The 21,772-nt window shown below is 67.3% G+C and carries 20 protein-coding genes and 3 pseudogenes; 8 read left to right on the top strand and 15 right to left on the bottom strand.

Features of this window, described 5'->3' with window-relative positions:
• Window positions 1-4: 4 nt before the first annotated feature.
• The 7 genes and pseudogenes from ACFWM2_RS38285 to ACFWM2_RS38255 all read right to left on the bottom strand — a co-directional run bounded on the left by ACFWM2_RS38285 (window position 5) and on the right by ACFWM2_RS38255 (window position 6,158).
• Complete coding sequence (locus tag ACFWM2_RS38285) at window positions 5-1,141, bottom strand: 3-oxoacyl-[acyl-carrier-protein] synthase III C-terminal domain-containing protein (protein WP_383290314.1); 1,137 nt, start codon at window positions 1,139-1,141, stop codon at window positions 5-7.
• A gap of 19 nt (window positions 1,142-1,160) precedes the next feature.
• On the bottom strand, window positions 1,161-1,421 hold the full coding sequence (locus ACFWM2_RS38280) for an acyl carrier protein (RefSeq protein WP_383290311.1): 261 nt from the start codon (window positions 1,419-1,421) through the stop codon (window positions 1,161-1,163).
• A 347-nt stretch (window positions 1,422-1,768) separates the two neighbouring features.
• Window positions 1,769-2,218: a nuclear transport factor 2 family protein gene (locus ACFWM2_RS38275; protein WP_383290309.1), complete on the bottom strand. Its 450-nt coding sequence runs from the start codon at window positions 2,216-2,218 to the stop codon at window positions 1,769-1,771.
• Window positions 2,219-2,723: 505 nt separating this feature from the next.
• Entirely contained in the window at window positions 2,724-2,921 is a 198-nt protein-coding gene (locus tag ACFWM2_RS38270; protein ID WP_383290306.1) for a hypothetical protein, read from the bottom strand.
• 948 nt (window positions 2,922-3,869) lie between these two features.
• Window positions 3,870-4,286 (bottom strand): DUF2871 domain-containing protein, encoded by a 417-nt coding sequence (locus tag ACFWM2_RS38265; RefSeq protein ID WP_383290303.1) that lies wholly within the window; start codon window positions 4,284-4,286, stop codon window positions 3,870-3,872.
• 218 nt (window positions 4,287-4,504) lie between these two features.
• Window positions 4,505-4,788: pseudogene (locus tag ACFWM2_RS38260) on the bottom strand (DUF6009 family protein); the annotation flags it as partial.
• Between the two features lie 251 nt (window positions 4,789-5,039).
• Window positions 5,040-6,158 (bottom strand): glycoside hydrolase family 88 protein, encoded by a 1,119-nt coding sequence (locus ACFWM2_RS38255; protein WP_383290300.1) that lies wholly within the window; start codon window positions 6,156-6,158, stop codon window positions 5,040-5,042.
• A 603-nt stretch (window positions 6,159-6,761) separates the two neighbouring features.
• On the opposite strand from ACFWM2_RS38255, the gene ACFWM2_RS38250 reads away from it, so the two are divergent.
• Complete coding sequence (locus ACFWM2_RS38250) at window positions 6,762-7,349, top strand: hypothetical protein (protein ID WP_383290379.1); 588 nt, start codon at window positions 6,762-6,764, stop codon at window positions 7,347-7,349.
• Between the two features lie 200 nt (window positions 7,350-7,549).
• Here the strand turns inward: ACFWM2_RS38250 and ACFWM2_RS38245 are convergent, their stop codons facing one another.
• The 3 genes and pseudogenes from ACFWM2_RS38245 to ACFWM2_RS38235 form a co-directional block, all read right to left on the bottom strand.
• Window positions 7,550-8,629 (bottom strand): protein kinase family protein, encoded by a 1,080-nt coding sequence (locus tag ACFWM2_RS38245; RefSeq protein ID WP_383290297.1) that lies wholly within the window; start codon window positions 8,627-8,629, stop codon window positions 7,550-7,552.
• A gap of 395 nt (window positions 8,630-9,024) precedes the next feature.
• Window positions 9,025-9,519, bottom strand: coding sequence for an AAA family ATPase (locus ACFWM2_RS38240; RefSeq protein ID WP_383290294.1), 495 nt, complete (start codon window positions 9,517-9,519; stop codon window positions 9,025-9,027).
• A gap of 163 nt (window positions 9,520-9,682) precedes the next feature.
• Window positions 9,683-9,831, bottom strand: a pseudogene (locus ACFWM2_RS38235) (IS5/IS1182 family transposase); the annotation flags it as partial.
• Between the two features lie 222 nt (window positions 9,832-10,053).
• Here ACFWM2_RS38235 and ACFWM2_RS38230 point away from each other — a divergent pair.
• The 3 genes from ACFWM2_RS38230 to ACFWM2_RS38220 all read left to right on the top strand — a co-directional run bounded on the left by ACFWM2_RS38230 (window position 10,054) and on the right by ACFWM2_RS38220 (window position 12,363).
• Entirely contained in the window at window positions 10,054-10,527 is a 474-nt protein-coding gene (locus tag ACFWM2_RS38230; protein ID WP_383290291.1) for a hypothetical protein, read from the top strand.
• Between the two features lie 240 nt (window positions 10,528-10,767).
• A complete protein-coding gene (locus ACFWM2_RS38225) occupies window positions 10,768-11,331 on the top strand; it encodes a YcxB family protein (protein ID WP_383290288.1) in 564 nt (187 codons plus the stop codon).
• A 204-nt stretch (window positions 11,332-11,535) separates the two neighbouring features.
• A complete protein-coding gene (locus ACFWM2_RS38220) occupies window positions 11,536-12,363 on the top strand; it encodes a MarR family transcriptional regulator (RefSeq protein WP_383290285.1) in 828 nt (275 codons plus the stop codon).
• A gap of 174 nt (window positions 12,364-12,537) precedes the next feature.
• Here ACFWM2_RS38220 and ACFWM2_RS38215 read toward each other — a convergent pair whose 3' ends face one another.
• Together ACFWM2_RS38215 and ACFWM2_RS38210 are read right to left on the bottom strand one after the other, a co-directional pair.
• On the bottom strand, window positions 12,538-13,566 hold the full coding sequence (locus tag ACFWM2_RS38215) for a hypothetical protein (protein WP_383290282.1): 1,029 nt from the start codon (window positions 13,564-13,566) through the stop codon (window positions 12,538-12,540).
• The gene (locus tag ACFWM2_RS38210) at window positions 13,563-14,129 is read right to left on the bottom strand and encodes a hypothetical protein (protein ID WP_383290279.1); all 567 of its coding nucleotides are present in this window, start codon (window positions 14,127-14,129) and stop codon (window positions 13,563-13,565) included. The genes ACFWM2_RS38215 and ACFWM2_RS38210 overlap by 4 nt, the downstream gene beginning before the upstream one ends.
• A gap of 729 nt (window positions 14,130-14,858) precedes the next feature.
• On the opposite strand from ACFWM2_RS38210, the gene ACFWM2_RS38205 reads away from it, so the two are divergent.
• The gene (locus ACFWM2_RS38205; protein WP_383290276.1) at window positions 14,859-15,605 is read left to right on the top strand and encodes a phosphotransferase family protein; all 747 of its coding nucleotides are present in this window, start codon (window positions 14,859-14,861) and stop codon (window positions 15,603-15,605) included.
• A 95-nt stretch (window positions 15,606-15,700) separates the two neighbouring features.
• On the opposite strand, the pseudogene ACFWM2_RS38200 reads toward ACFWM2_RS38205, so the two are convergent.
• Window positions 15,701-16,428, bottom strand: a pseudogene (locus tag ACFWM2_RS38200) (IS5 family transposase); the annotation flags it as partial.
• Between the two features lie 3 nt (window positions 16,429-16,431).
• Window positions 16,432-16,932 carry a hypothetical protein gene (locus ACFWM2_RS38195; RefSeq protein ID WP_383290273.1) on the bottom strand — a complete coding sequence of 167 codons (501 nt, stop codon included), beginning with the start codon at window positions 16,930-16,932 and terminating at the stop codon, window positions 16,432-16,434.
• A gap of 419 nt (window positions 16,933-17,351) precedes the next feature.
• Between ACFWM2_RS38195 and ACFWM2_RS38190 the strand changes: the two genes are divergently transcribed.
• Entirely contained in the window at window positions 17,352-18,290 is a 939-nt protein-coding gene (locus ACFWM2_RS38190) for a serine protein kinase RIO (protein ID WP_383290271.1), read from the top strand.
• 395 nt (window positions 18,291-18,685) lie between these two features.
• On the opposite strand, the gene ACFWM2_RS38185 is transcribed toward ACFWM2_RS38190, so the two are convergent.
• Complete coding sequence (locus tag ACFWM2_RS38185; RefSeq protein WP_383290268.1) at window positions 18,686-19,534, bottom strand: helix-turn-helix transcriptional regulator; 849 nt, start codon at window positions 19,532-19,534, stop codon at window positions 18,686-18,688.
• Between the two features lie 138 nt (window positions 19,535-19,672).
• Between ACFWM2_RS38185 and ACFWM2_RS38180 the strand changes: the two genes are divergently transcribed.
• Both ACFWM2_RS38180 and ACFWM2_RS38175 read left to right on the top strand, forming a co-directional pair.
• Window positions 19,673-20,452 (top strand): NAD(P)H-dependent oxidoreductase, encoded by a 780-nt coding sequence (locus tag ACFWM2_RS38180; protein ID WP_383290265.1) that lies wholly within the window; start codon window positions 19,673-19,675, stop codon window positions 20,450-20,452.
• Window positions 20,453-20,733: 281 nt separating this feature from the next.
• Window positions 20,734-21,639, top strand: coding sequence for an NADP-dependent oxidoreductase (locus tag ACFWM2_RS38175; RefSeq protein ID WP_383290262.1), 906 nt, complete (start codon window positions 20,734-20,736; stop codon window positions 21,637-21,639).
• The last annotated feature ends 133 nt before the right edge of the window (window positions 21,640-21,772 follow it).

The raw sequence follows: 21,772 nt of genomic DNA, 5'->3' as shown, positions 1-21,772 counted from the left end.
GACCTCAGGCCTCCCCGGCACAGACGGCCGTCAGATGCGCGAAGGACACCGCGAACCGGCCGGACTCAGGAACCATCACCAGCAGCTTGTCACCGGGGGACACCATGCCCTCGCTGAGCATCTCCTCCAGGATGACGTAGATGCTGGCGGAACCCATGTTCCCCACCCGGGTCAGATTGCTGTACCACTTCTCGACGGAGGGGCCCCTGACCTTCTTCCGCTCGATCTCCTTGAGCACCATGGACTTCATGCGCTCGCTGGAATAGTGCGCGGGAAACCAGGTCAGCTCGTCGGGGTCGAAGCGGCCCTCGTCCAGCAGCCGCTGGTACTCCTTGACACCGATCCGCACCAGGTGCGGCAGCAGCCCCAGGTTCTGGCGCAGCGCCAAAGTGCCCTCGACGGCAGCCTCGGCGGCGGAGGGGTGATCCCACCAGGTCCGCTCCGCCGAGTTGTCGGCCGAGCCCATGTACATGCAGGTCTGCTCGGTGTTGGCGTAGGAGGTCAGCGAAATCCAGTCGATCCGCAGGCTCACCCCGCCGGCCGCCGGGCGGTCTTGTACCAGCGCGGCACCGGCGCCGTCCGAGAGCATGTAACGCAAGAACGCCATCTCCATGGCGATGGCTCCGTCGCCGGAGACCGGCCGGACATCGGCGAACCGGTCACTCTTGATGAACCGCGAGGCCAGTTCGGACGCGGAGGCGACCGCGTTCCTCTTCTCACCGGCCGCCACCTGAAGGTAGGCATTCTTCAGCGCCATCATGCCGGTACTGCAGATACCGTGAGTGGAGACGATCTCACAGGGCGGGCTGCCCAGTTCACCATGGATACCGCTGGCAATACCCGGCGCGATGAGATCCGGGACAGCGGTGCCCGCCGCAATCAGGTCGATGTCATCAAGCGTGATGTCCGAGCGGTCCACCGCCTGACGGATGGCCGCAACCGCCATATCGGTATTGGAGAACAGAGTCTTCTGCTGCTTGTCGATGGCGTAGTGGCGTGACTTGATCCCACAGTTGTCCAGGATCTGCCGGCGCAACTGCGAACTCGCCCGCCCCACACTGCCGATGTAATCCTCGATCTCCTCATTGGGCACCGGATCGCCAGGCAAAAAACGCCCCATGGCGGTGATGTAGGCAGGCATGACCGACTCTCCCCCTGAACTAGACGGCTTCTTTGGCTTCGACCTTCGAGACAGCGAAGTCCACGACATCACCAACAGTGCGCAGCGAACCGACACGCTCATCGTCCATCGAAATGCCATACCCGCCCTGAAGGGTCTGCGCCATAGCAACAAGGTCGAGCGAATCGATACCGATGTCGTAGTACAGATCGGAATCCGCAGAAAGTACATCCGGGTCCGCATCACACTTGGCCAGCAGGAACCCCGAAATATCTGCGTAAAGATCGGCCCTCAAAGACATGTCCACCTCCCATGCCCCACCCCCTGTGCGGCACAAGACTCACTCTCACCCGAACCACACGACCAAGGCATCAGACAGGCTCACAAAGCCACCCTGAATATTTCCCACCCCCCCAGGCGGACCGACCCTCCCCCCGGCGGACCGACCCTCCCCCCGGCGGGTCGCCCCTCCCCCCGGGCGGCCCGGCCACGACAGGGGTGCCAGGTCACGTCCCACACCCCCACACCAAGCCCCCCGGCGGGCCGGCCACGACAGGGGCGTCAGGTCACATTCCACACCCCCACACCAAGCGCCCCACCCCCGGGCGGCCCGGCCGGGACAGGGGCGTCAGGTCACATTCCACACCCTCACACCAAGTCGTCACGGCTGACGTCACGCCGGCACACGGACAGTCCGTCCGGACCCACTTCCAGGACATCCTCACACGTGGCACTGCACAAGATCACCGCCTGGCCACCGCGCGGGGTCTCGATGAGCAGGACGTAGGAACGGACGCTCACCAGCGCCCCCTCCCGCCCGGTCACCGACACCGTGCCCAGCATGTGGCGACGCTGGACACCCTGCGCCGTGTAATACGCGACAGCCTTGCGGGCACCCGCCGCCATCGCCCGGCGGCCGACCGTCGGCTCGGACTGCGCATTCGTCACGAACACACCGTCCTCCGTGAAGGTGCGCGCCCACGCGTCCACCTCACCACGGTCCAGCAGTTGCATCTGCCGCGCATAAAACTCCTGGACCTGCTGATACAACTCCACCGAGGACTGCGGACCCCACACGGGGACCTCCTGCACACTCATCAAAACTCCTCACGTCACCAGCCCGGGCCGAAAACCCGCACCGGCCCCCCACCCTCCAGGCAACTCCTCGCGCACCCCTCAACAACCAATCAACCCCCAAGACAGGCCCCGCCTGCCCCGAGCCAGCCTCACCACCCCACCTCACCGGACCCACCACCGACACCGACACCCCCAAGACAGACACCGTCGACCTTGACCTCGGTGACGGTGCGGCCCCCGACCAAGACGCGGCGCCGGACGCCGACGACGTTAAGTGCGCCGGTGCCCATCGCCCGCATGACCACGAGGCCTTCCCCCGTAACGCTCTCAGCGCCTTCATCCAGAGACTGGCGAAGGCCCGCGAGCGGATGAGGTGCATCCAGCCGGGGCGCTACCACTCCCGGCTGCCCTTCGACTCCCCCATCGTGCAGACAAACTCGCAGCACCCAGCCATCACATAACTCCAGCGACACCTCACCGCACACTCAGGGCACGCCTACCCCACCCGGTCACCACCGCGCGAGGACTACCCCCTCAGGAGATCCCGCATCCAAGGAAGCGCGATCACGACGTAGCGCCCACCCCTGCGGGCATCGTCGAACAGCCCCATCGCATCCGGGACCGCCTCCTTCACCAACGCCGCCATGGCCACCCCCACATCGCCCTCGGGAGCGGCAAACACGGCCTGAACCGCCCGGCCGATCGCCTCGGCGGATTCCTTCAACAGCTGGAAGACACGCCAGGGCCGCGGCCTGCCCCCCACCCACCCCGGGCCCCGCACGCGGCCTCCCGGCTGCATCGCCCGGTACAGCTGCTTCGCCTGGTACGACTGCTTCGCGTCCTGCGGTGTTTCGGTTCCGCGGCACGGCGGCACTCGGCCGCATCCAGATGCCGGGCCACCCCCGCGACACGGCACACGGCGGGAGGCCCGCACAGCACACACGGCCCGGCAACGCCCAACACAACCACATCGTCGCCGAGTTCGAGCCCGCGGGCGCAGTCGCAGTCCCAGTCACAGTCGCAGTCGGCGTCCGAATCGACCACGGATTCCCTTACCGGGCCCGGTTCAGGCTCTGCATACCTCCCGGCCGCCAGTCCACCCCAGAGGTACGCGTACATGGCCCGGATCCCCCCAACCGGATCGCAGCCCGCCACCCACACGGCCACCGACCAGGGGCCCACACCGAGCCCACGAGCCACCTACACCCAGGACAGACCGGCCCACCCACGCAGTTCGCCGCGCACCCCCACCTCGGGCAGCTCCGCCCGGACCATCACCGACACCAACAGCACGTCGATCGCCTCGAAGTCGCTCATGCACCCAACTCGTTGCGCCCGGCCCTGCGCCACGCTGCCAGGGCCGGCGCAGCCGTCTCCTTCACCCGCTGCTCACCCCAGCCGGTGCCGGTGAGCTGCGCCGCACGACCGATCCGGCCATGCACCGGACAACCCGCGACCGGGACCCTCGCAGGTACGCACGCAGCGCCTCAGCGACCCGCTGGTCGGCGGCCCTCAATTCCCCAACCGCATCCGCGAACTCCCGTTCCGCATCCGCATCCGACACAAGCAACAATGTGCCGATGTCCGTGACACAGCCACAGCCACAGCCAGAGCCCGGACGGTCATGGAAGTGAAGACACTCCGGTCGGCCGAGAGGAGCCCTGCGCAGGAATCAGACCGAGGTCGCGGCGCGCTCCGGCTCGCCGGCCGGCGGCTGCTTGGCCGCCTTCAGTTCCTTCAGGCGCCTGTCGATCCGGATGAACAACAGGACAAGCCCGACGGTGAGCAGGATGTGACCGAGGCCCGCGACGAGCGGCACCACCTCCGGCACGTCATCGTGACCGAGCACCGTCATCGTGCCGTGCACGCCCATCATGCCGACACTGACCACGATGCCCGCGTTGTAGAACCAGAAGAAACACGTAAACAGCTTCGACCCCGACAACTGGAACACCTTGTCCAGACCAAGGACGATCAAGAAAACGAGCATACCGAGCGCCAACAAGTGCGTGTGCAACACGGACAGTTGAGTGTCGCCGGTGAAGTCCTTGACCTTGGTGAATTCTCGATAGAAGAGCCCCGAAAGCACTCCCACAATCATGTAGATATGCGCTGCGTGATACGACTTCCGCATCGTGAAACCCGCCCCCCTGGCCACTCACCGTGCCGACCGACCGCTCACCGTACTGGCACCGGCCATTCAACATCAAAGAACATAACCACACCGGGCAGCACCGAAACAACATCAGGTTTACGGAAGACGGACGCTCGGTCAGTTTCACCACCACACAGCACAGTTGGCCGATTTCAAACGGGACGGACCAACGACCGCACTCCCACAAAACACCCGGCCTTGCACCCTCTCATCCCGGCCGCCAGCCTGCGCGGGTCCACCGCCTCGGCCGGCGCCCCCATGACGTACAGCCCGTCGGGCACCGCGTCCCGCTTGTGCAGCAGCAGCCAAAAGACCCGACGCCGGAACGCGCCCGAGGACCGGGACAGCTTCGCACCGAGCCCGAGCCCGAGTACGACAGGCCGACCATGCGACCGTCCCGGTGATAGACAGGCATGCCCCGCCACGGTGGCGGACGGAGGTGACCGCGCCGACGGTGGTGCGGGACCGGGTGTGGCAGTGGGCGGTCGCTGATGACGTGCTGGAGTGGCTCGCGCCTCCAGCCCGCGTCCAGCGTCGCGGTGACGGTGCGGCCCTGCTCGGCGAGGACCTGGTCGGTCAGCAGCGCGGGTGCTGTGCGCCAATCGCCGGCAGCGGACGCACTCCTGGTCCGAGGTGCATCGAGTGCACCGAACGCGTCTTTCAGCTGACCGTACGAGGCCGGACGTTTCAGGAAGCCGAGCAGCCCTGGAGTTTCGCCACCTGCTGACCAGCCAGCAGGAACGCGCCGACACCGTACGCTGTCGTGTCGGTCACCTTCGCCGGGCCCGGCTGCGTGCCGACCGGCTGGACGTAGCCGACCAGGCCGCTCGGCTGCAAGGCCTTGGTGGACAGCGCGGCCCACGCCTTGTCGACCACCGGCTGGTACCAGTGCGCGTCGAGGATGCCCGCGTTGATACCCCAGCCGATGCCGTAGGTGAACAGCGACGTCCCGCTGCTCTCCGGGCCGCCGAAGTTGTACGGGTTGAGCAGGTCGGAGTTCCAAAAGCCGTCACGGCGCTGCACCAGGCTCAACGTGAACGCCATCTTCTTGAACACCCGCAGATACTCCGGCCGCCGCGGGTCGTCCGACGGCAGCACCTGCAGCACCTTTGTCATCGCCGCGAGCGCCCAGCCGTTGCCACGCGACCAGAACACCCCGGTGCCGACGAACCGCGCGTCGCGGTACCACAGCCCGAAGGACTCGTTGAACAGGCCGTGACCGCCGGCTTCCTTCTCGGTGTGGTGAAACAGCTGCTGCATCGTGTCCAGGATGGCCGGATCGTTGTCGATCTGGCTCATCCGCGCGAACGACGGCATCGCCATGTTCAGTGCGTCGACGTAGTTCCAGTAGTCCTTGTGCCCGGCTTTGACGCTGGCGGTTTCGTCGGCGATCCGGGTGCGGATGCTGTCCAGTGAGATTTCGGGGTGGTAGTAGGTGTAGAGGTCGAGATACGCCTCACCGGCGGCCTGGTCGTCCGGGAAGAACGGCCGCTTCGGGTCGGTGGGCAGTAGGTAGTTGTTGTCCTGCGCCCAGGGGAACGTCTTGTGATTGGACTGGCCGGTGGTCCGCACCAGTGCCAGGTTGCCGACGTGGAACGTCGCGTTCTGCCAGTCCGCCGCCGCCAGGTTCGTGCCGTTGGTGACCCAGTAATTGGCGGCGGAGACCATGTGGTCCGCCACCGCGCACGCCGCGGTCCCTGCTGTTTGGGCAGCCGGATCGGCGGCAGCCGTCGGCACCGAGACCAGCCCGCCGGTCAGCACGGCCGCGGTGAGCAGCACGAAACCGCGAACACCTGGGAAACGCATGAAAGCGTCCTCCTCAGCAGGTCATGGCGGCGGACGCCGCCCGCACGGCGGCCGTGCGTCAGCGACTATTCAGCGTCGTGATCGGGCATGTCAAGGGGGCGGTGAGTGGTACGGCGCAACGGTTTCGAGCCATCGGCGGGACGCGGATTCGCTACCGTCGGCGTTCTCTTGGCGAGCACCATGGTGAGTACGCTGGAGTGCGTGTTCACCGCCGCGTGACCGGGAATCTCCATCGGCTCCTCTGTTCGCGTGCAGGGCCACAACCAACGGCACCGACACCGGCGGTTGCGACTGCGGCACCGGCACTGCGGCTGCGGCTGCGGCTGCGGCTGCCGGTGCGCGATCAGTGCGTTGCCGGACGCCCCCTTGAGGGCGAGTCCGGTGAGGGGCCGCGTAGGAAGCCGACGGCGCATCGGCACCCTCTTCCTCGCCCACAGCAGCGACAAGGCCCACCACCGGCGAGCAGTACGATCACGAGCAACGGTGCCCTGTGGCACCGAATCTTGATGGTTTGTCACCGAAGGCCGGCCGGGTGGTGTGGCCCGATGAGTAGAAGTACTCATGACACCGACCGAGCTGCGGGGAAGGATCAGGGGGGTGACGATGCTGAGGAAGATGAGGGCCCGGCTGGGGATGCTGCCGTTGGCGGTGATGGTCCTGCTGACGGCGGGGTGCGGAACGCAGCGGGCAGGGGATACCGCCGACGCGTACCGGCGTTCACATCCAACACCGAGCGGCATATCGACGCCGAGTACACCAGCGGACTTCCGCTGCCAGGGCGAGAGCAGCGAGCCGGTGGCGCCCACGGCCGCCACTGCCCCCAGCTCAACTGTGTCGCCGGCCGACCACTACGCCGAAAACCACGGCTTCAGAGTCCCCCTCCCGCTCCACGGCCAGAGCCGCTGCGACGGGCTCACCGCCGTAGGACACGTCAAGAGTGCACTCGAACCGCTGCGCCGGCGCAGCGACTTCGCCCCGGACAGCGTCCGCAAGGCGCTCACCGGCCTCGGCTACTCGGCCGGGAAGGTGCAGGCGTACCAGGACGGGTCCGCCGGGGTCGGCTTCCTCATCGACATCGGCGTCTCTCCCTGGTGTGTGGAGGGCACGATGAGCAGTGACTCCACCACGGCGGATGCCTTCGGCGGCTACCCCGACGGCACCGGCTGCGAGCCCCCGAGCGGTGGCCACTGACCACAGTCCTGCGCGGGTGACACACCATCAATGTCCGCTGTCACAGCTCATGACTTCTCCGATGACAACGAATCTTTGGATGACAACGAAGCTTTGGACGTATTGCCGCTGAAGGCTTGTCACCCGCGCGGGTAGGCCCACAGGACCATCGAACAGCTGCCATCGCGGCTGGTTGAGCGGACCGAAGTGGCGGCCGCCCGCTACCCCGACGCGGATGTGCCGGCGAGGGCCTGCTGGATCTCGGCTGCGGGGAACGGAGTGCGCTTGCTCTGTGTGAGCAGTCGACGGTGGAAGTCGTCCAGGATGATGGCGTGCGGGGCATGGCGGTCAATGATGGCGCCGATGTCGGTTGGGATGCCCTCGGGTCGGTGGCCTTGGGTCCACTGGCGTAGGAAGGTCTGGTGTTCGGTGCCTTCGCGTATGCCGTCGGGCAGGTGGTGGCGCAGTAGGTGGTTCGGTGCGTAGCTGCGGTCGTAGACGAGATGGTCGGTGAGGAAGGCGGCCTCTTCGGCGGAGAGTTCGAAGTCGCGGCTCAGCGCGAGGCCGAAGTCGGCGAAGTACACGTGTTGGCCGTCGGTGAGCAGGTTGGCGAAGTGTGTGTCGAAGTGGACCAGTTGGCGTGCGCTCATGAATTCCGTCCCGCGCAGCAGTGCGTTCTCGACCCACTGGTAGGGCGATTCACCTCCCGGTTCCGGTCGGGCCGGGTCATGGTTGTCGGCGAGCCAGGTACCGAGCGTTTGGGGTACGTGTTCCAGGAAGAGCACCAGGCTGGAGGAGGAACTGCCAATGGCTTCCAGCCGGCGGCGCACGGCCGGCGATCCGTCCCAATGGGCAACAGCTCCCTCTACGCCCCCGAGTTCGTCGGTGAAGCCGTCAGGGGGGCTGTCGGGCAGGACCCGCCAGTGGTACAGCAGGGGAAAGCCGGCGTACTCGTTCTTCAGTACCCAGCCCGTGGTCATGATGTGGGCGGCCAGCTCACGCCAGGCGCCGAAACCTGCCGAACCCACCCCGTACTGGTAGAAGAGGGGAAGCTCGAACAGGTTGGCGGTCGACCGTACGTGGTCTGGTTGCAGCTCGATGTCCGTCAGCGGGACCCGTTTGACGAAGACGCGTTCTCCTTCGACTTCCATCTCCGCCGACCTGCCACCGATGCCCGAACCCAGAGTCGGCGCGGCGGCCACCGCTTGGGCGAGCCGGCGGTCGCTGAGCAGCGACAGCCGTGCTTCCACGGCCGCGTAAGCGGACACTCGCGCAGCGTGTTGCGACGTACTCGTATTCATCGATGACTCCCAATCTGACAGTGCTACTGACTGCTGTCGATCATGCAGGAGACCGGACACGTTCCGACGCGCTGATCCGGCCGACCGAGGCGGCGCCGGCAAAGTGCCAGGGGCGGATACCGGATGTTTTGGATGCATTGGCTTTGTCGAGCAGTAGTGACGCCACTTGTCACTGCGTCAGTGGGGGTGGCGAAACGGCTCGGCTTCACGCCTCTGCGTGAGGACACCCTGTCCGGGAATCCGGTCACGGTGTACTCCCTCAACAAGCCGACACCGGCCTGAGCGCTTCTTCCGGATCCGGTCATGACATCGCGGGGGCGTCGCCGACCTTCGTTGGCACCGTTCAGCAGCGTGATGGGCGCCCAGTGGGATCGCCTGCCGTCTGCCGGGTGTGATCAACATGGTGAAGGAGCAGGGCGAGTGACTGTTGGGGGGTCTTGTCCGGCTGTGTCGATGACGATGTGCTCCCGGTTCCATGCCTCGTAGTTGCGGTTCAGGATCTGTTGCCAGTCGGGCAGCGGCAGGTCGGGGATGTCGATCGATCGTGTGGTCACGCGGTCTCGGTGCTCGTCCGGGTCTGAGCAGATGACTTCCACTTCGACGACGGGAACGGCCGCCTGGGTCCCCGCGCTTTGCCAGCTGTCGCGGGTGACAGCCAGAGGGTTCACGGATTCCGCGATCACGGTCAGCCCTTGCCGGAGATGTTCCTCGGCCAGGGCGTATCCGATGACGTAGCCCGCTGGTCCGACGGGGTGCTGTGCCAGGCCGGAGCGGACGATGGCCTGTTCGATGGTGTCGATGCGCAGGTGGACCGCGTCGATGCGCGCCGCCAGCAGCCGCGCCAGGGTGGTCTTGCCTGTGCCGGGCAGTCCGCCGATCACGATGAGCATGTACTCATCCTGCCGGAGCTGGAAGGAGACGAAGCAGGTGGTGCCGTGGGCGAGTTGATGCCGGTCCGGGATGCGGGCGGGTCCAAATGGAGTTGCCGACCGTGAACTTGAGAGCGATCAGTCCCGGTTGGCCTCGCGGGAGGCGGGCTGCGTGCTCCTGCGGGAGGACCGGCGGGTGATGCGCCTGGCCATCAGCGTGATCGCGGCCCAGGTGATCAAAGATTCCGAGTGCTGGATGAGTCGTTCGTAGCCCCGGGCGTGACGGCGGGCGAGCATGATCCAGGCCAGGCTCCGCTCGACCACCCAGCGGCGTGCACTTTCATCGGCGGCCGGTGTGAACTACGCAGGACGTGCAGTGCAGTTGAGAGGGCTCACCGATCAAGCAGCCTGAGACAGCGCGGAATGCGCAGGTCACGCAACCGCCGGACGAAGCCGAGCAAGAGGCCGTACAACCTTTGGGCTTGGCGAGTCGTCATAACCACCGTACGGTGCACAACGACCATTCGGCGCATACTGGTTCAAACGGGGAAACGCATGAGCTCGGTCCGCAAGGACATCCGTAACCGCGTCCGCACCCGTCGCGCTTCCACCGCGGCCCTCACTCTCCTGATGGCGGGGGTCCTGGGAACCGCCGGCGCCGGGGCGTCCAGTGCCGGTACGTCGGCGCCGGCGCAGCAGAAGAAGCAGATCGCCTCGTCCGTCCTCGGGAACGATTACAAGATCACCCTGACCGCGCTGCGGTCGACGGAGGACCAGTACGCCGCCACCGTGGAACTCCAGGTCTATGAGCGCAACGGCGGTGCCTGGAAGGAGACCGACCTGGTCACCGTAGGCGATGTGAACGGCTGGTTCTGGTACCCGCTCACGGGCAGTCGCGCCATCTGTGAGTTCTCAACCGCGAGCACAGAGCCTGCACCGCTCGCGGTGAGCCTGCTGGTCACGCCGTCCATCGGCTGCTCGGCCCCGGTGAACTACCTGGTGAAGGAAGGCCGGGTGTACGCCGCCTGATCGGCGCGGCCAGGACTCCGGTGGGTCGACCCCTCTGGCCCACCGGTCTGCTTGGACGACGGCGGCCGCCTGCACCCGCCGTTCGCTGTTGACGGTGGCGTTCCAGACGGTGCCGGCGATGCCGATACCCGACTCGGTGCCTGAGGGGCGAAGTCCTTGGCCGGGCCGGTGGTCTTCGACCCGGCTGAGGGCCAACGTCAGTTCGTTGTAATCCGCATGTGTCTTGTACCCGGAGGAACCATGGCCGAAGGCCACAGCGGCAAAGGCGCCAACCATGCCGAAATCTCCGACAATGTCGTGGACGAGCGGACCGTAGTTGAACTGGCCTACCGGCCCCAGCCTGCCGACACCCTGGTCGGCCTGCGGGTCCGTGAGCGGATCAAGCGGACCGGGCTACTTCTGCGGGGCGTGCTCCTCGTCCTGCTGGCAGGGCTCTGGCTGGTCTCACCCGTGGTCCGCGGGAGTGTCGACGCGGTCTCAACGGTTCTGGTCTTGTTGGTCCTCCTGCTGGTGTGGGGCTACCCGCGGCTGCAAGCCGCCCACGTGCAGCGGCTCGTCGGATGGCAGGGCGAGTACCGCGCCACCGTGTCTCCGGCCGGGATCACCTGCCGCACCGACCACGGCACACTGATCCAGAAGTGGTCCGTTTTCCAGGGATACCGGGAAACAGCAGGTCACTTCGTCCTGCTCAGCAGGGATCCCAACATCATGTGCCTCGACGTCCTGCCCAAGCGAGGCGCGCATGAAGCAGCGGACCTCGAGCGGCTACGGGCGATCCTGCACCAGCACACCCCACGGGTATGACAGAACTCCACCACTGAGACAACAAGCACACCTCGGTCACAACTGTCCCAGCACCGGCTCAACAGCCGGTTAATCCAGCGGCCACGATTCCCTCTCACCAGAAGTCGAAATCCATAGAACCAAAGGTTCGACTGCCACACCCCGGAGCTGATCCAGCGGCCCGTACTGCTCCACCGGACGTGACCCGCAGGCAGGATGTAGGCCATGACTCACACCGCCCGCCGCATGTTCGAGCTCATGGAGCCGATCTGCCTGGTCACCTACTTCGCCGACGAGTGCAACGAGGAGCTGGCCGCGCTCGGCCACCGCACCTACTGGGACGGCTACTTCGCCAGCCGCGCCGCGCCACTGGGGCGGGTACCGGCGCAGGTCGTACACGCGGCCTTCTACAGCTTCGCCGACGGGGAGGCCGCGCGGCACATCCCGAGCGCGTGGGAGACGATCCCGCCCGAGGCATCCTTCGCCGCACGGGAGCGGGGCAGCGCGGCCTCCTTACGGCGCATCCTCGGCAACGAGCTGGCCTACTCCCGGGGCCTGGTGCGCGCCGCCGACCTGACCACCAAAGCCGCGACGAACGCGCCCACAGAAGGCCGGGTGATGTACGCCGGGATGCGCACCCTTCCGGTGCCGAGCGACCCGGTCGCCCGGCTGTGGCATTCCGCCACCATGCTGCGCGAGCACCGCGGTGACGGGCATGTCGCCGCTCTCGTCGGCGCGCGCATCGGCGGCACGGAGGCCCACGTGCTCAGCGCGCTGGACATGGGCATCCACCCGCCGGAGTCCTTCGGGCGCATCCATCACCTGCCGAAGGAGCGGCTGGCCGCGGTCATGGACGGCTTGCGCAAGCGCGGGCTCGTCGACACCGACGGCCGGTTCACCGACGCCGGCCGCGAGACCAAGCAACGCATCGAAGCCCTTACCAACGAGCTCGCCGCCCCGCCGTACGAGGCCCTGACTCCCACCGAGCTCGACGAGTTGGTCGCCGAGCTCGAACCCATCACCGCAAGGCTGCCGGCCGCGGGGTCGCAGTGACGAGCAGCGACTTACGGGACGAGGAGTCGGCCGTTCGGTACGGCGAATTCTCGGCTCGGTCTTCGCGCCCTTGGTCTCGACCCGACCGAATGACGTCCGGGTCGGCGAGCGCCACCCCCGCCCCGCACGTCCGGAGTTTTCCGCCCGCGGCCCTTGTACAGAGTCCGGCGCACGTCAGCACGCGAGGTGCTGGGCCGGCCCACGGAGTGTGCTTGGTGGCGGTCCGAACTCCAGCCGTACCGAGTCGTTGCGGGGGATGACCAAGGCGACTCCGTCGGCCCGGTTCCAGCGGTAGGGCAGGAGGACGTACTGGTTGCCGGACTGCAGGATGAGCACGAGCCCGTCGTAGCGGTAACCGTAGGCGGCTTTGCCGTCGCCGCAAGGGGTCACACGTACGCCGGGAGCGCTGATACTTAGGCTGCGCTCGCTGTAGAGCACGGCGGACGGGTAGTCCGAGAGGCCGGCCACGAAGCGCTGTGCCCGGGTCACGCCCACTGATGCGGCGTAGTCGTTGGCGGCCCAGACCAACCCGAGCCCGACGAGTATGAAGACGACCGCCCATTCGGCGAGGGTCGCCCATTCTGGTTGTGTGGCGGGCGGGTGCTGGGCGGTGTCGGGGGCGGCGCTGTTCGGGGTGCTGTCGGTGTCGGGGGACGCGGTGGAGTCGTCGTCGTTCTCCTCGGCCGCGTTGCTCTGACTGTCCGTGTGGTCGTCGACGGCGGTCGTGGTCGCCGCGACCGTACGTCTGAGGTGCAGGGCGTACGCCAACAGTGTCACCCCCACGGACAGGCTCAGTGGGGCCAACGCGAGGACGCGGTTGAGGAAGGTCCCCGTGAACGTCGACCAGAGTCCCCCGAGCGCCAACAGGAATCCGAGGCAGGCCACGGTTGGGATCACGTAGCGCAGAACAGGTGGCCGTACGCCCGTCGTGAGTCTGTGCCGCAGCAGGTCGTGCCCCCAGAACGCGAGCAGGCCGACGGTCGCGGTCACTGTCATCGGCACCCACAGGGCGTCCAGACTGCGCATCAGGTAGTCCGCCGTGCCGAAGCCGAGGAGGGTGGAGTTCACTCTGAAATACGCGAAGAACCAGTAGGCGTGGTAGTAGCCGAAGTAGTAGAGCAACGCGGTGACCAGGCTCGTCGGCGCGGCGATCGCACCGACGATCGCGCCGAGCCGCCCGATGCCGCCGGTGCCCTCGTTCACGTGGCGGGCACGGTCTCGACGGGCGGCGAGGGCACAACGGGTGGGCTGCTGCCCGGATCGCCCGAGTCTCCCGGCTCGCCAGTGGTGCCCGTGTCGCCCGTGTCGCCGGGCTCCGAGGCGCAAATGCCGACCACGGACACGATCGTATGCCGCTTGACGTCGGTTCCCGCCAAGGGCTCCATGTGGTCATAGCCGCACGGGATGTTGCTGGGTTGGCCGTCTTCCGTGCGGTAGACGCGCACGAGGTCCACGCAGAGGGTGCCGTCTTTGCATCTCGCAATGAACAGGCCCTTGATCTTGTTCCAGTTCTCCGTGCTGCTGTCGTCGAAGAGGAAACCTTTCTGGCCCCACTCCGGAATCTTCAGCGGCCCCGGTTTGGCGCCTCCGCCACCGCCGCTGTCACTCCCGCTTCCCGCGCCCCCGCCGCCGGTTCCAGGAGCCGGCACCCCGCCGCCGACTCCGCCGTCAGCGGTGCCGCCACTGTCTCCGCTGTCAGCACTGCCGCCACCGTTTCCACCGTCCGCATCGCCTCCCGTATCGCCGCAGGCCAGTGCTGTCGGCACACAGAGGAGAAGGACAACAGCCAGGCGGGTAGCGCTCGTTGATGTCCACATACCGCATCACCGATCCCCCGAAAACGCCCGCGTGTCCGGAGGATGGCACAGGTGAGACTCTGCGTATAGGCAACCAGTGACGTCAGCGACGGCAGTGACAGAGTTGGACGTGACCTTGGCTCGTTGGGTGTATGACGGCGTGGCAGGTAGGTCGGTTGCGGCGTTGGCGACGGCTCGGACGCCGTGATCACATCAGCCCAGCAAGATCATCTCGCTGTGGGCTCACCAAGCGGGAACGGGGCTTTTGGCCCTCGGAACTCCCACCACAAGTCCATACTCCCGTGGACTCGCTCGCGCAGACAACTTGAGCGTGAGTCGACCCATTGCCATACACCGTCTGCGTGCTCCGGCTCAACCGGGCCGAGCCTGAGTTTTGCGCTCTCCGGTCTTGCTCAAGATCGACTATCAGGTAACAGGAGCAACAGGTGGGGTCCGGTCCACCGATGCACTCCCTTGCAGCCGGGCCGACGGCACTCGCCACACCGTTCCACGCCCCCTACGACGAGACGGGCGCCCCAATACGGGGCAACCCTTGGGACTCCTAACAAAAGTAGCGGGTTTGACCTGGTCGGCTGTCGGCGTCGTGCCCGCGGCCGCCGGGTAGCGGACATGGTCAGCCGCGCAGTCGCAGGCAATAAATCCGGCGACGCCGACGCGCATCTCGGAATACTGGTCACCATGGATGAAGTCAAGGTCGTCGTCGCCCATTCCGAACGCGCGACCCTGCGCGTCGGCGACGTGTTCCTGAAGGTGGACGCCGATCAGGCGCGCATCGACGTCGAGGTCGGTGCGATGGCCCTGGCGCCGGTCCCGACCCCAGAGGTTCTGTGGCGCAAGCCGCCCGTGCTGGCGATCGCCGCGGTCCCGGGGACGGCACTAGGCCGCCTCGGCGAGCCGTCGACCGCGTCCCCGGCGGCATGGGCCGCGGCGGGTGCCGCCATCCGAAAGCTGCACGACGCGCCGTTGCCGGCCCGGCGCGGCCGGGCCGGCCGGGACCTCGACGAGCTGGCGGCGGACCTCGACGGCGAGTGCGAGCTGCTCGTGGCGGACGGCATCCTGCCCGCCGACTTGGTCACCCGCAACCGCCAGGTCGCCGAGGCCGCGCTCCGACCGTGGCCTCCGGCGTTCACGCACGGCGACCTGCAGATCGCTCACGTGTTCGTCGACGACGACGAGATCACGGGCATCATCGACTGGTCCGAGGCGGGCCAGGGCGATGCACTGTACGACCTCGCCACCCTCACGCTCGGACACGAGGAGCACCTCGGCGACGTCATCGCCGGATACGGCAACGACGTCGACCTCGACGTGATCCGCGCGTGGTGGTCCTTGCGAAGCCTGCTGGTCGTTCGCTGGCTGGTTGAGCACGGCTTCGACCCTTCCGCGCCGGGCTGTGAGGTCGACGTGCTGAAATCCCGGATGTGAGGAGCGCCGGCCCGGCTGCTACGAGTGCGTTCTGAAGCATCGAACAGGCCATCTCCTCGGGCGCGCATCGCCTGCCCCTGCTCCCGACGAAGTGCGGTGTGCAGTCGTCGCCAACACATTACGGCGCAGGCGAGGGCGAGGAACGCGTGATGGATGTCGTACCGGATCTCCCAGCAGGTGCACAGGCGGCGGAACCAGTCCAGCAACGCGGTCGCTCCTTCCACGACCCAGCGGTACACGCCCGGGCCGGAGCCGTGCCCGGTGCCGCGCCGGGCGACGTGCGAAGTGATCTGGAACCGGCGGACCTTGTCCCGGTAGACCTCGTAGTCATCGCCACGTTCGGTGTACAGGTGCTCGGGGCGGCGCACTGGCTGGCCGCGCTTGCCGCGGGACCGGCGGGATGGCCTGGAGCAGCGGGATCAGTTGGGTGACGTCGCTGCGGGTGCCGCCGGTGGTGATCGCAGCGAGCGGGATGCCGTGCGCCTCGACGATCAGGTGGTGCTTGCTGCCAGCCTTGCCCCGGTCCGCCGGGGACGGACTGGTGGTCGAGCCGTCCTTCGCGGCGGATGTGGCTGGAGTCGACCGCGGCGCGGGAGAAGTCCAGCAGGTTTGCGGCCCGCACCTCGTAGATCAGCAGCTCGAGCAGGCGCTGCCGGACTTCGGCCTCGCTTCAGTCCCGCAGCCGTCGCCAGCAGGTCGTCCCCGAGCGGAAGCCCAACTCCTGGGGCAGAGACTCCCATCGGATCCCGATGTACAGGATGAACAGGATCCCGCACACCACCTTGCGACTATCCAGACGCTTACGACCCGGACGCGGGTACGGAACTCAGGCGGCAATCAGTGAGGCGTGGATCCGACTGACGGCACGCAGGACCTCGTCTCGGTTCTTCGCTCGCTTGATCCATGCCGGAAGACGGGCCACCAAGGTCATCTTTTGTCCAGTGTCATACCAGGGCGCTCGCTCCCGCAGGGACGCTTGGACGAAACGGCGGATCAGGTCGAGGTGCTGGAGGTTGTACGCCCACAACCACCCATGGCGGGTCTCAACCTGGAGCCACAGCGGCATGCCGAAGTATGGATCCGTCGCGGGTTGAGCCGGGCCACGGGAGAGGGTGACCAGACGGCCGCTCCACACCTGTGCCAGTCCGCAGCCACGGCAGATCAGACGTCGCGGCTTAAACAGAATCGGTCCTCCGGGATCGGAGTCTTCGGGTGCTGGAACGACACGAGCGGCCTTCGCACAACCGGGGCATCGCACAATGATCGAGCTGATGTAGTCGTACTCCGTGCTGCGCGAATCCCGGAAACGATCGGAAAGCAAGGCCATGTGCTGAGTATGCAACTGCCCCGCAGATCAGCGCATCCCGATTCGACCGCTCACCCTGCCCGGCGGCCACCCTGCCAGAGCCGCACGAAGGTTAAGGAACAGGCCGAGGAAACGTGACTCACGCTTCCCGGTCAGCCGAGCCGGCGCTGTGCCTGTCTAACGAGAACTCCGGCGAAACTGGCGCTCGGGGAAGTGTGCGCCTGCGCCCAGCATCACTCCGTTCTCCAGCTCGCGGAACCGCCACTCGCGCGCCTGTTGGCCGACTTTATTCGGTTGCCGCTCCCCGTGTCCGCCCCTCACCATGGGCGAGACGCCGGGAGCTGCCCGGTGCTCCACGAGAGGAGGCACGACCGTGACTACGACTGTCCTCGGCCTGCCCGCAGACCGCCTCTCTCTCACCTCATGGAGCACCTCCAGCGATGTCTCACGACGATCTCTCGCAGCACCCTCAGAACCCGGCAGTTCCTGACGACTTCATCACCGACCTCCACCGCTACGTTCCGCCGCCGGACGACCTGGGCGACGTCGACGACCGGTTCGTCTTCGACTTCCGGTCCTACGACGACCTCGAGGACGGCCAGCGCTGGTCGACTTGGCTCAGCGTCGAACCCCTCTGCCGAGGCCCAGAGCCGCTCCCGGACTGGGTGGTGACCTCGCAGGGCGCGATCGACACCGAGCTCGGGGTCCTCAAGACCGGCAAGGAGGCCGACGTCCACCTCGTCGAGCGCGCCGACCCGCTCGACCCCGCCGCCGGCGTGGTCATGGCGGCCAAGCGGTACCGCTCTCCCGAGCACCGGACCTTCCACCGCGCCGCGTCCTACACCGAGGGCCGCTCGATGAAGCGCTCACGTGACGAGCGGGCCCTCAAGCGGAAGAGCACCTTCGGCCGGCAGGTCGCGGCCGGCGAGTGGGCGGTTTCCGAATGGGGTGCGCTGGTGCGGCTCTGGAACCTCGGGCTGCCGGTTCCCTACCCGGTCCAGATCGACGGCACCGAGATCCTGATGGAGTGGATCACCGTCGTCGACGAGGACGGCGCCGTCGAGACCGCGCCCCGGCTCGCCCAGACGCGCCCCACCCCCGAGCTGCTGTCGGCGTACTTCGAGCAACTCACCGATGCGCTCGCGACGATGGTGCAGAACGGCTTCGTGCACGGCGACCTCTCGGCGTACAACATCCTGGCGGCGGGCGAGCGGCTGGTCATCATCGACCTGCCACAGATCGTCGACCTGGTCGGCAACCTCAACGGGATGAGCTTCCTCCAACGCGACTGCGCCAACATTTGCGGCTGGTTCCGCTCGCGGGGCCTCAATGCCGATGAACACGCGCTGTTCGCGGAGTTGATGGCGCACGCCTTCTGAAGCGGGCCGGGCGGCCAGTGCTCCTCACGAGCAGGGACCAGAGGACCTAGCGGAGTCCTACCAGTTGGGAACGGGCTCCGCCAGGTCGTCGGGTTGAGGCAGGACTTGTCGATCGTCGTGCCGTGACATGTGGATGGAGAGCCGCTGAGAACTGTCAGTGCTCGGGGGGCAAATCACTGTCCTTCTCTGCTATCCGGTGGTGGCGCAGTTGCCGCTGAAGATGCCCTCGGTCGGCTCTGTCCACGAGAACGAACGGACAGCAGATGTACACCACGTCAAGAGACACCCCGCCACACACAGAAGTCGAACTGTCCAGCAGACACGACAGCGGCCGGCACCATCCCGGCTCGCGGTCAGCGCCGAGGTGTTCCAGGCGGTGGGTGGGCGTGGTCGAGTTACTCGCGGACCTGAGCTCTTACCGTGGGATGCGCGTCGCCGCTGTCCGCGCCCAGGCCCGCGAGGAGGCGCAGCCCATCCTCTGCGGGGCTGCCGGGGGCCGCGGTCAGCACCAGCAGTTCTGTGCCTGATTCGTCCGGCAGCGCGAAGTTCTCCTGGTGCAGTTCCAGCAGTCCGACCAGCGGGTGCCGGTACGCCTTGCGTCCATGTGTGCGGGCGCGCACGTCCGCGCGGGCCCAAAGGCGGCGGAAGCGCTCGCTGCCCATCGCCAACTCGCCGATGAGCGAGGCCAGGCGGGGGTCCTCGGGGTTTTTGCCGGCGGCCAGGCGCAGGTGCCCGACCACGTCGAGGGTGCAGTGCTCCCAGTCCGCGTACAGGCCGCGCTCGGCCTCCTCGAGGAAAATGTGCCTGGCGGTGTTCAGGCCCGGCAACGGCCGGCCGTAGAGGAGCCCGGCGAGGCGGTTACCGGCGAGCACGTCCAGGCGGTAGTCCATGATCAGCGCGGGTGTGTCGGCGACCAGGTCGAGGACGCGCAGCAGTTCCGGCCTGACCCGCCCGCCCGGCGCCTTCGCGCGGCGGCGGCGCTGCCGGGCGAGCCGGTAGAGGTGCCCGCGTTCGGTCTCGTCGAGGCCGAGGACGCGGGCGAGCGCGTCGAGGACCTGCTCGGAGGGCTGGGTCGCTCGGCCCTGCTCCAGGCGTACGTAGTAGTCGACGCTGACTCCGGACAGGTGCGCGACCTCTTCGCGGCGTAGCCCTTCGACCCGGCGGCGGCTGTCGATGGGGATGCCGACGGCCGCCGGGTCGACCCGGGAACGCCGGGTTCGCAGGTAGCCCGCGAGATCGTCCATGTGCCCAGTATGGCCTCGGTGGTGCCCGTGAAGGTGGTCCTGCCGATACCAGGAAGTCCCGTCCGACGGAAGAGGAGCCCCTGAACGCCGGGCGCTGCGGCGTCCAGGATCGAAGGCATCCGATCCGAAGGAGTTCCCGTGAAGACGCTCATCGTCTATGCCCACCCCGAGCCGAAGTCGCTCAACGGCTCGCTGAAGGACCTCGCGGTGTCCACATTGGAGACCGCCGGGCACGAGGTACGGGTGAGCGATCTGTACGCGATGAACTGGAAGGCGGTCGTGGACGCCACGGACTACGGCCCCGACGCCTCAAGTCCGCTGAAGGTCGTCCTGGACTCGGGCCGGGCCTTCGACGCCGGAACGCTCACCTCGGACGTCCTCGCCGAGCAGGAGAAACTGCTGTGGGCCGACACGATCATCTTCCAGTTCCCGCTGTGGTGGTACACAATGCCCGCGATCCTCAAAGGCTGGGTGGACCGCGTGTTCACGTACCACTTCGCGTACGGCGTCGGCGAGCACAGCGACACCAGATACGGCGAGCGCTTCGGCGAAGGCACCCTCACGGGCAGGAAGGCTCTGCTGTCGGTGACCGCCGGCGGCCCGGAGTCGCACTACGCCGCTCGCGGGATCAACGGCCCCATCGACGATCTGCTGTTCCCGATCCACCACGGCATCCTCTACTTCCCGGGCATCGAGGTGCTGCCCCCGTTCGTGCTGTACGGCGCCGACCGGATGACAGGCGAGGACTTCCCGGATGTCGCCAAGGCCTGGGAGCACCGCCTGCTCACCCTGGATTCGACCGAGCCGATCGCGTTCCGGCGGCAGAACTTCGGTGACTACGAGATCCCCTCGCTCCACCTGAAGGAGGGACTGGAGCCCGCGGGCCGCACGGGGTTCGGGCTGCACGTACGCGGCTGACCGCCGGCGATGGACGGGGGATCTTCGACGTACCTGGCCCTGGTGAGCACGATTGTCGCCGCGGACGGCGATGGGGTTCGCATCGAAGTAAGGGCAACCGTGGCAACTGCATGTTGCCCGGGTGCGGTCCCGTCCGGCGCGGGTACACGGCTCGTACTGGCGGTTCTCCGCGGATCCTCCAGCAGGCAGCCGATCCGTGGTGCTCGCGTTGGGGGTACGCAGATTCCTTTGCGGCGAGCACGGGTGCTCACGTCGGACTCCGACTCTCCTGAACTGCGGGAGTGGCTCACGAGTACGGCGGTGTGGAGACCCTCGTGGTCGAGCAGGCGCCGGACCCGCATCCCGGGTCCGGCGAGATCCGCATCCGCGTCGCGGCGGCCGGCGTCAATCCCGTTGACTGGCAGGTGCGTTCCGGCGCGGTGCACGAGGTACTCCCCCTGGACCTGCCCGCGATTCCTGGGCGTGATGCCGTATGCGTGGTCGACGAGGCCGGTGCGGGTGTGCAGGGGGTGAGCATCGGTGACCGTGTCTTCGGGCTGGGCGGCGTCACCGGCGCGACAGCGGTGCTGGCCGTGCTCTCGGCCTGGGCCCACGCGCCCACCACGTGGACCGACGAGGAGGCAGCCGGCGCCGGTCTGGCATCCGTGACGGCGATGGGAGGGCTGAAGGCGCTCGGTCCCCTGCAGGGGCGCACCCTGCTCGTCGAGGGCGCCGCCGGCGGCGTGGGCAGTGCCGCGGTCGAGATCGCGGTGGCTCAGGGCGCCACCGTGATCGGGACGGCCGGCGAGCGCAACCAGGAGTTCCTCAGCTCCCTCGGAGCCGTTCCCACCACCTACGGAGCCGGTTTCGCGGAGCGCCTGGCCACCCTGGCTCCGGACGGAGTCGACATCGTGCTCGACACTGCGGCCTCAAGGTCCCTGGCCGATCTCATCGCGATCGTAGGCGACCCTGCTCGCGTGTCGACGGTCGCCGACTACACCAACGCGCAGCGCCTGGGTGTGCATCTGGCCAACGCGGAGAACGACTCCACGCTCCTCGCCGAAGGCGGGCGAACTCGGGGCGAACTCGGTCGGCAAGGCCGCTACGCACCGCGCATCGAGCGGACCTACCCGCTCAAGCAGATCGTGGAAGCGTACGCGTACGCCGAGCGCGGACCACGCCGGGGAAAGGTCCTGATCTGCATCTGAGCTTGTCCCACAGTTCGGGGCCCCTGCGGCTTCCCCTGCGGGGAGCCGCCGCACCTTGGAGGATCGGGTGATCACCGGTCGGTCTGACCGGTGATCACAGGGAAGAGTGTCACCCCGTGCCGTCGACGGGTCT

This window comes from Streptomyces sp. NPDC058371 (assembly GCF_042723265.1).
GTDB lineage: Bacteria > Actinomycetota > Actinomycetes > Streptomycetales > Streptomycetaceae > Streptomyces.
This window is presented reverse-complemented; position numbering and strand designations above follow the sequence as displayed.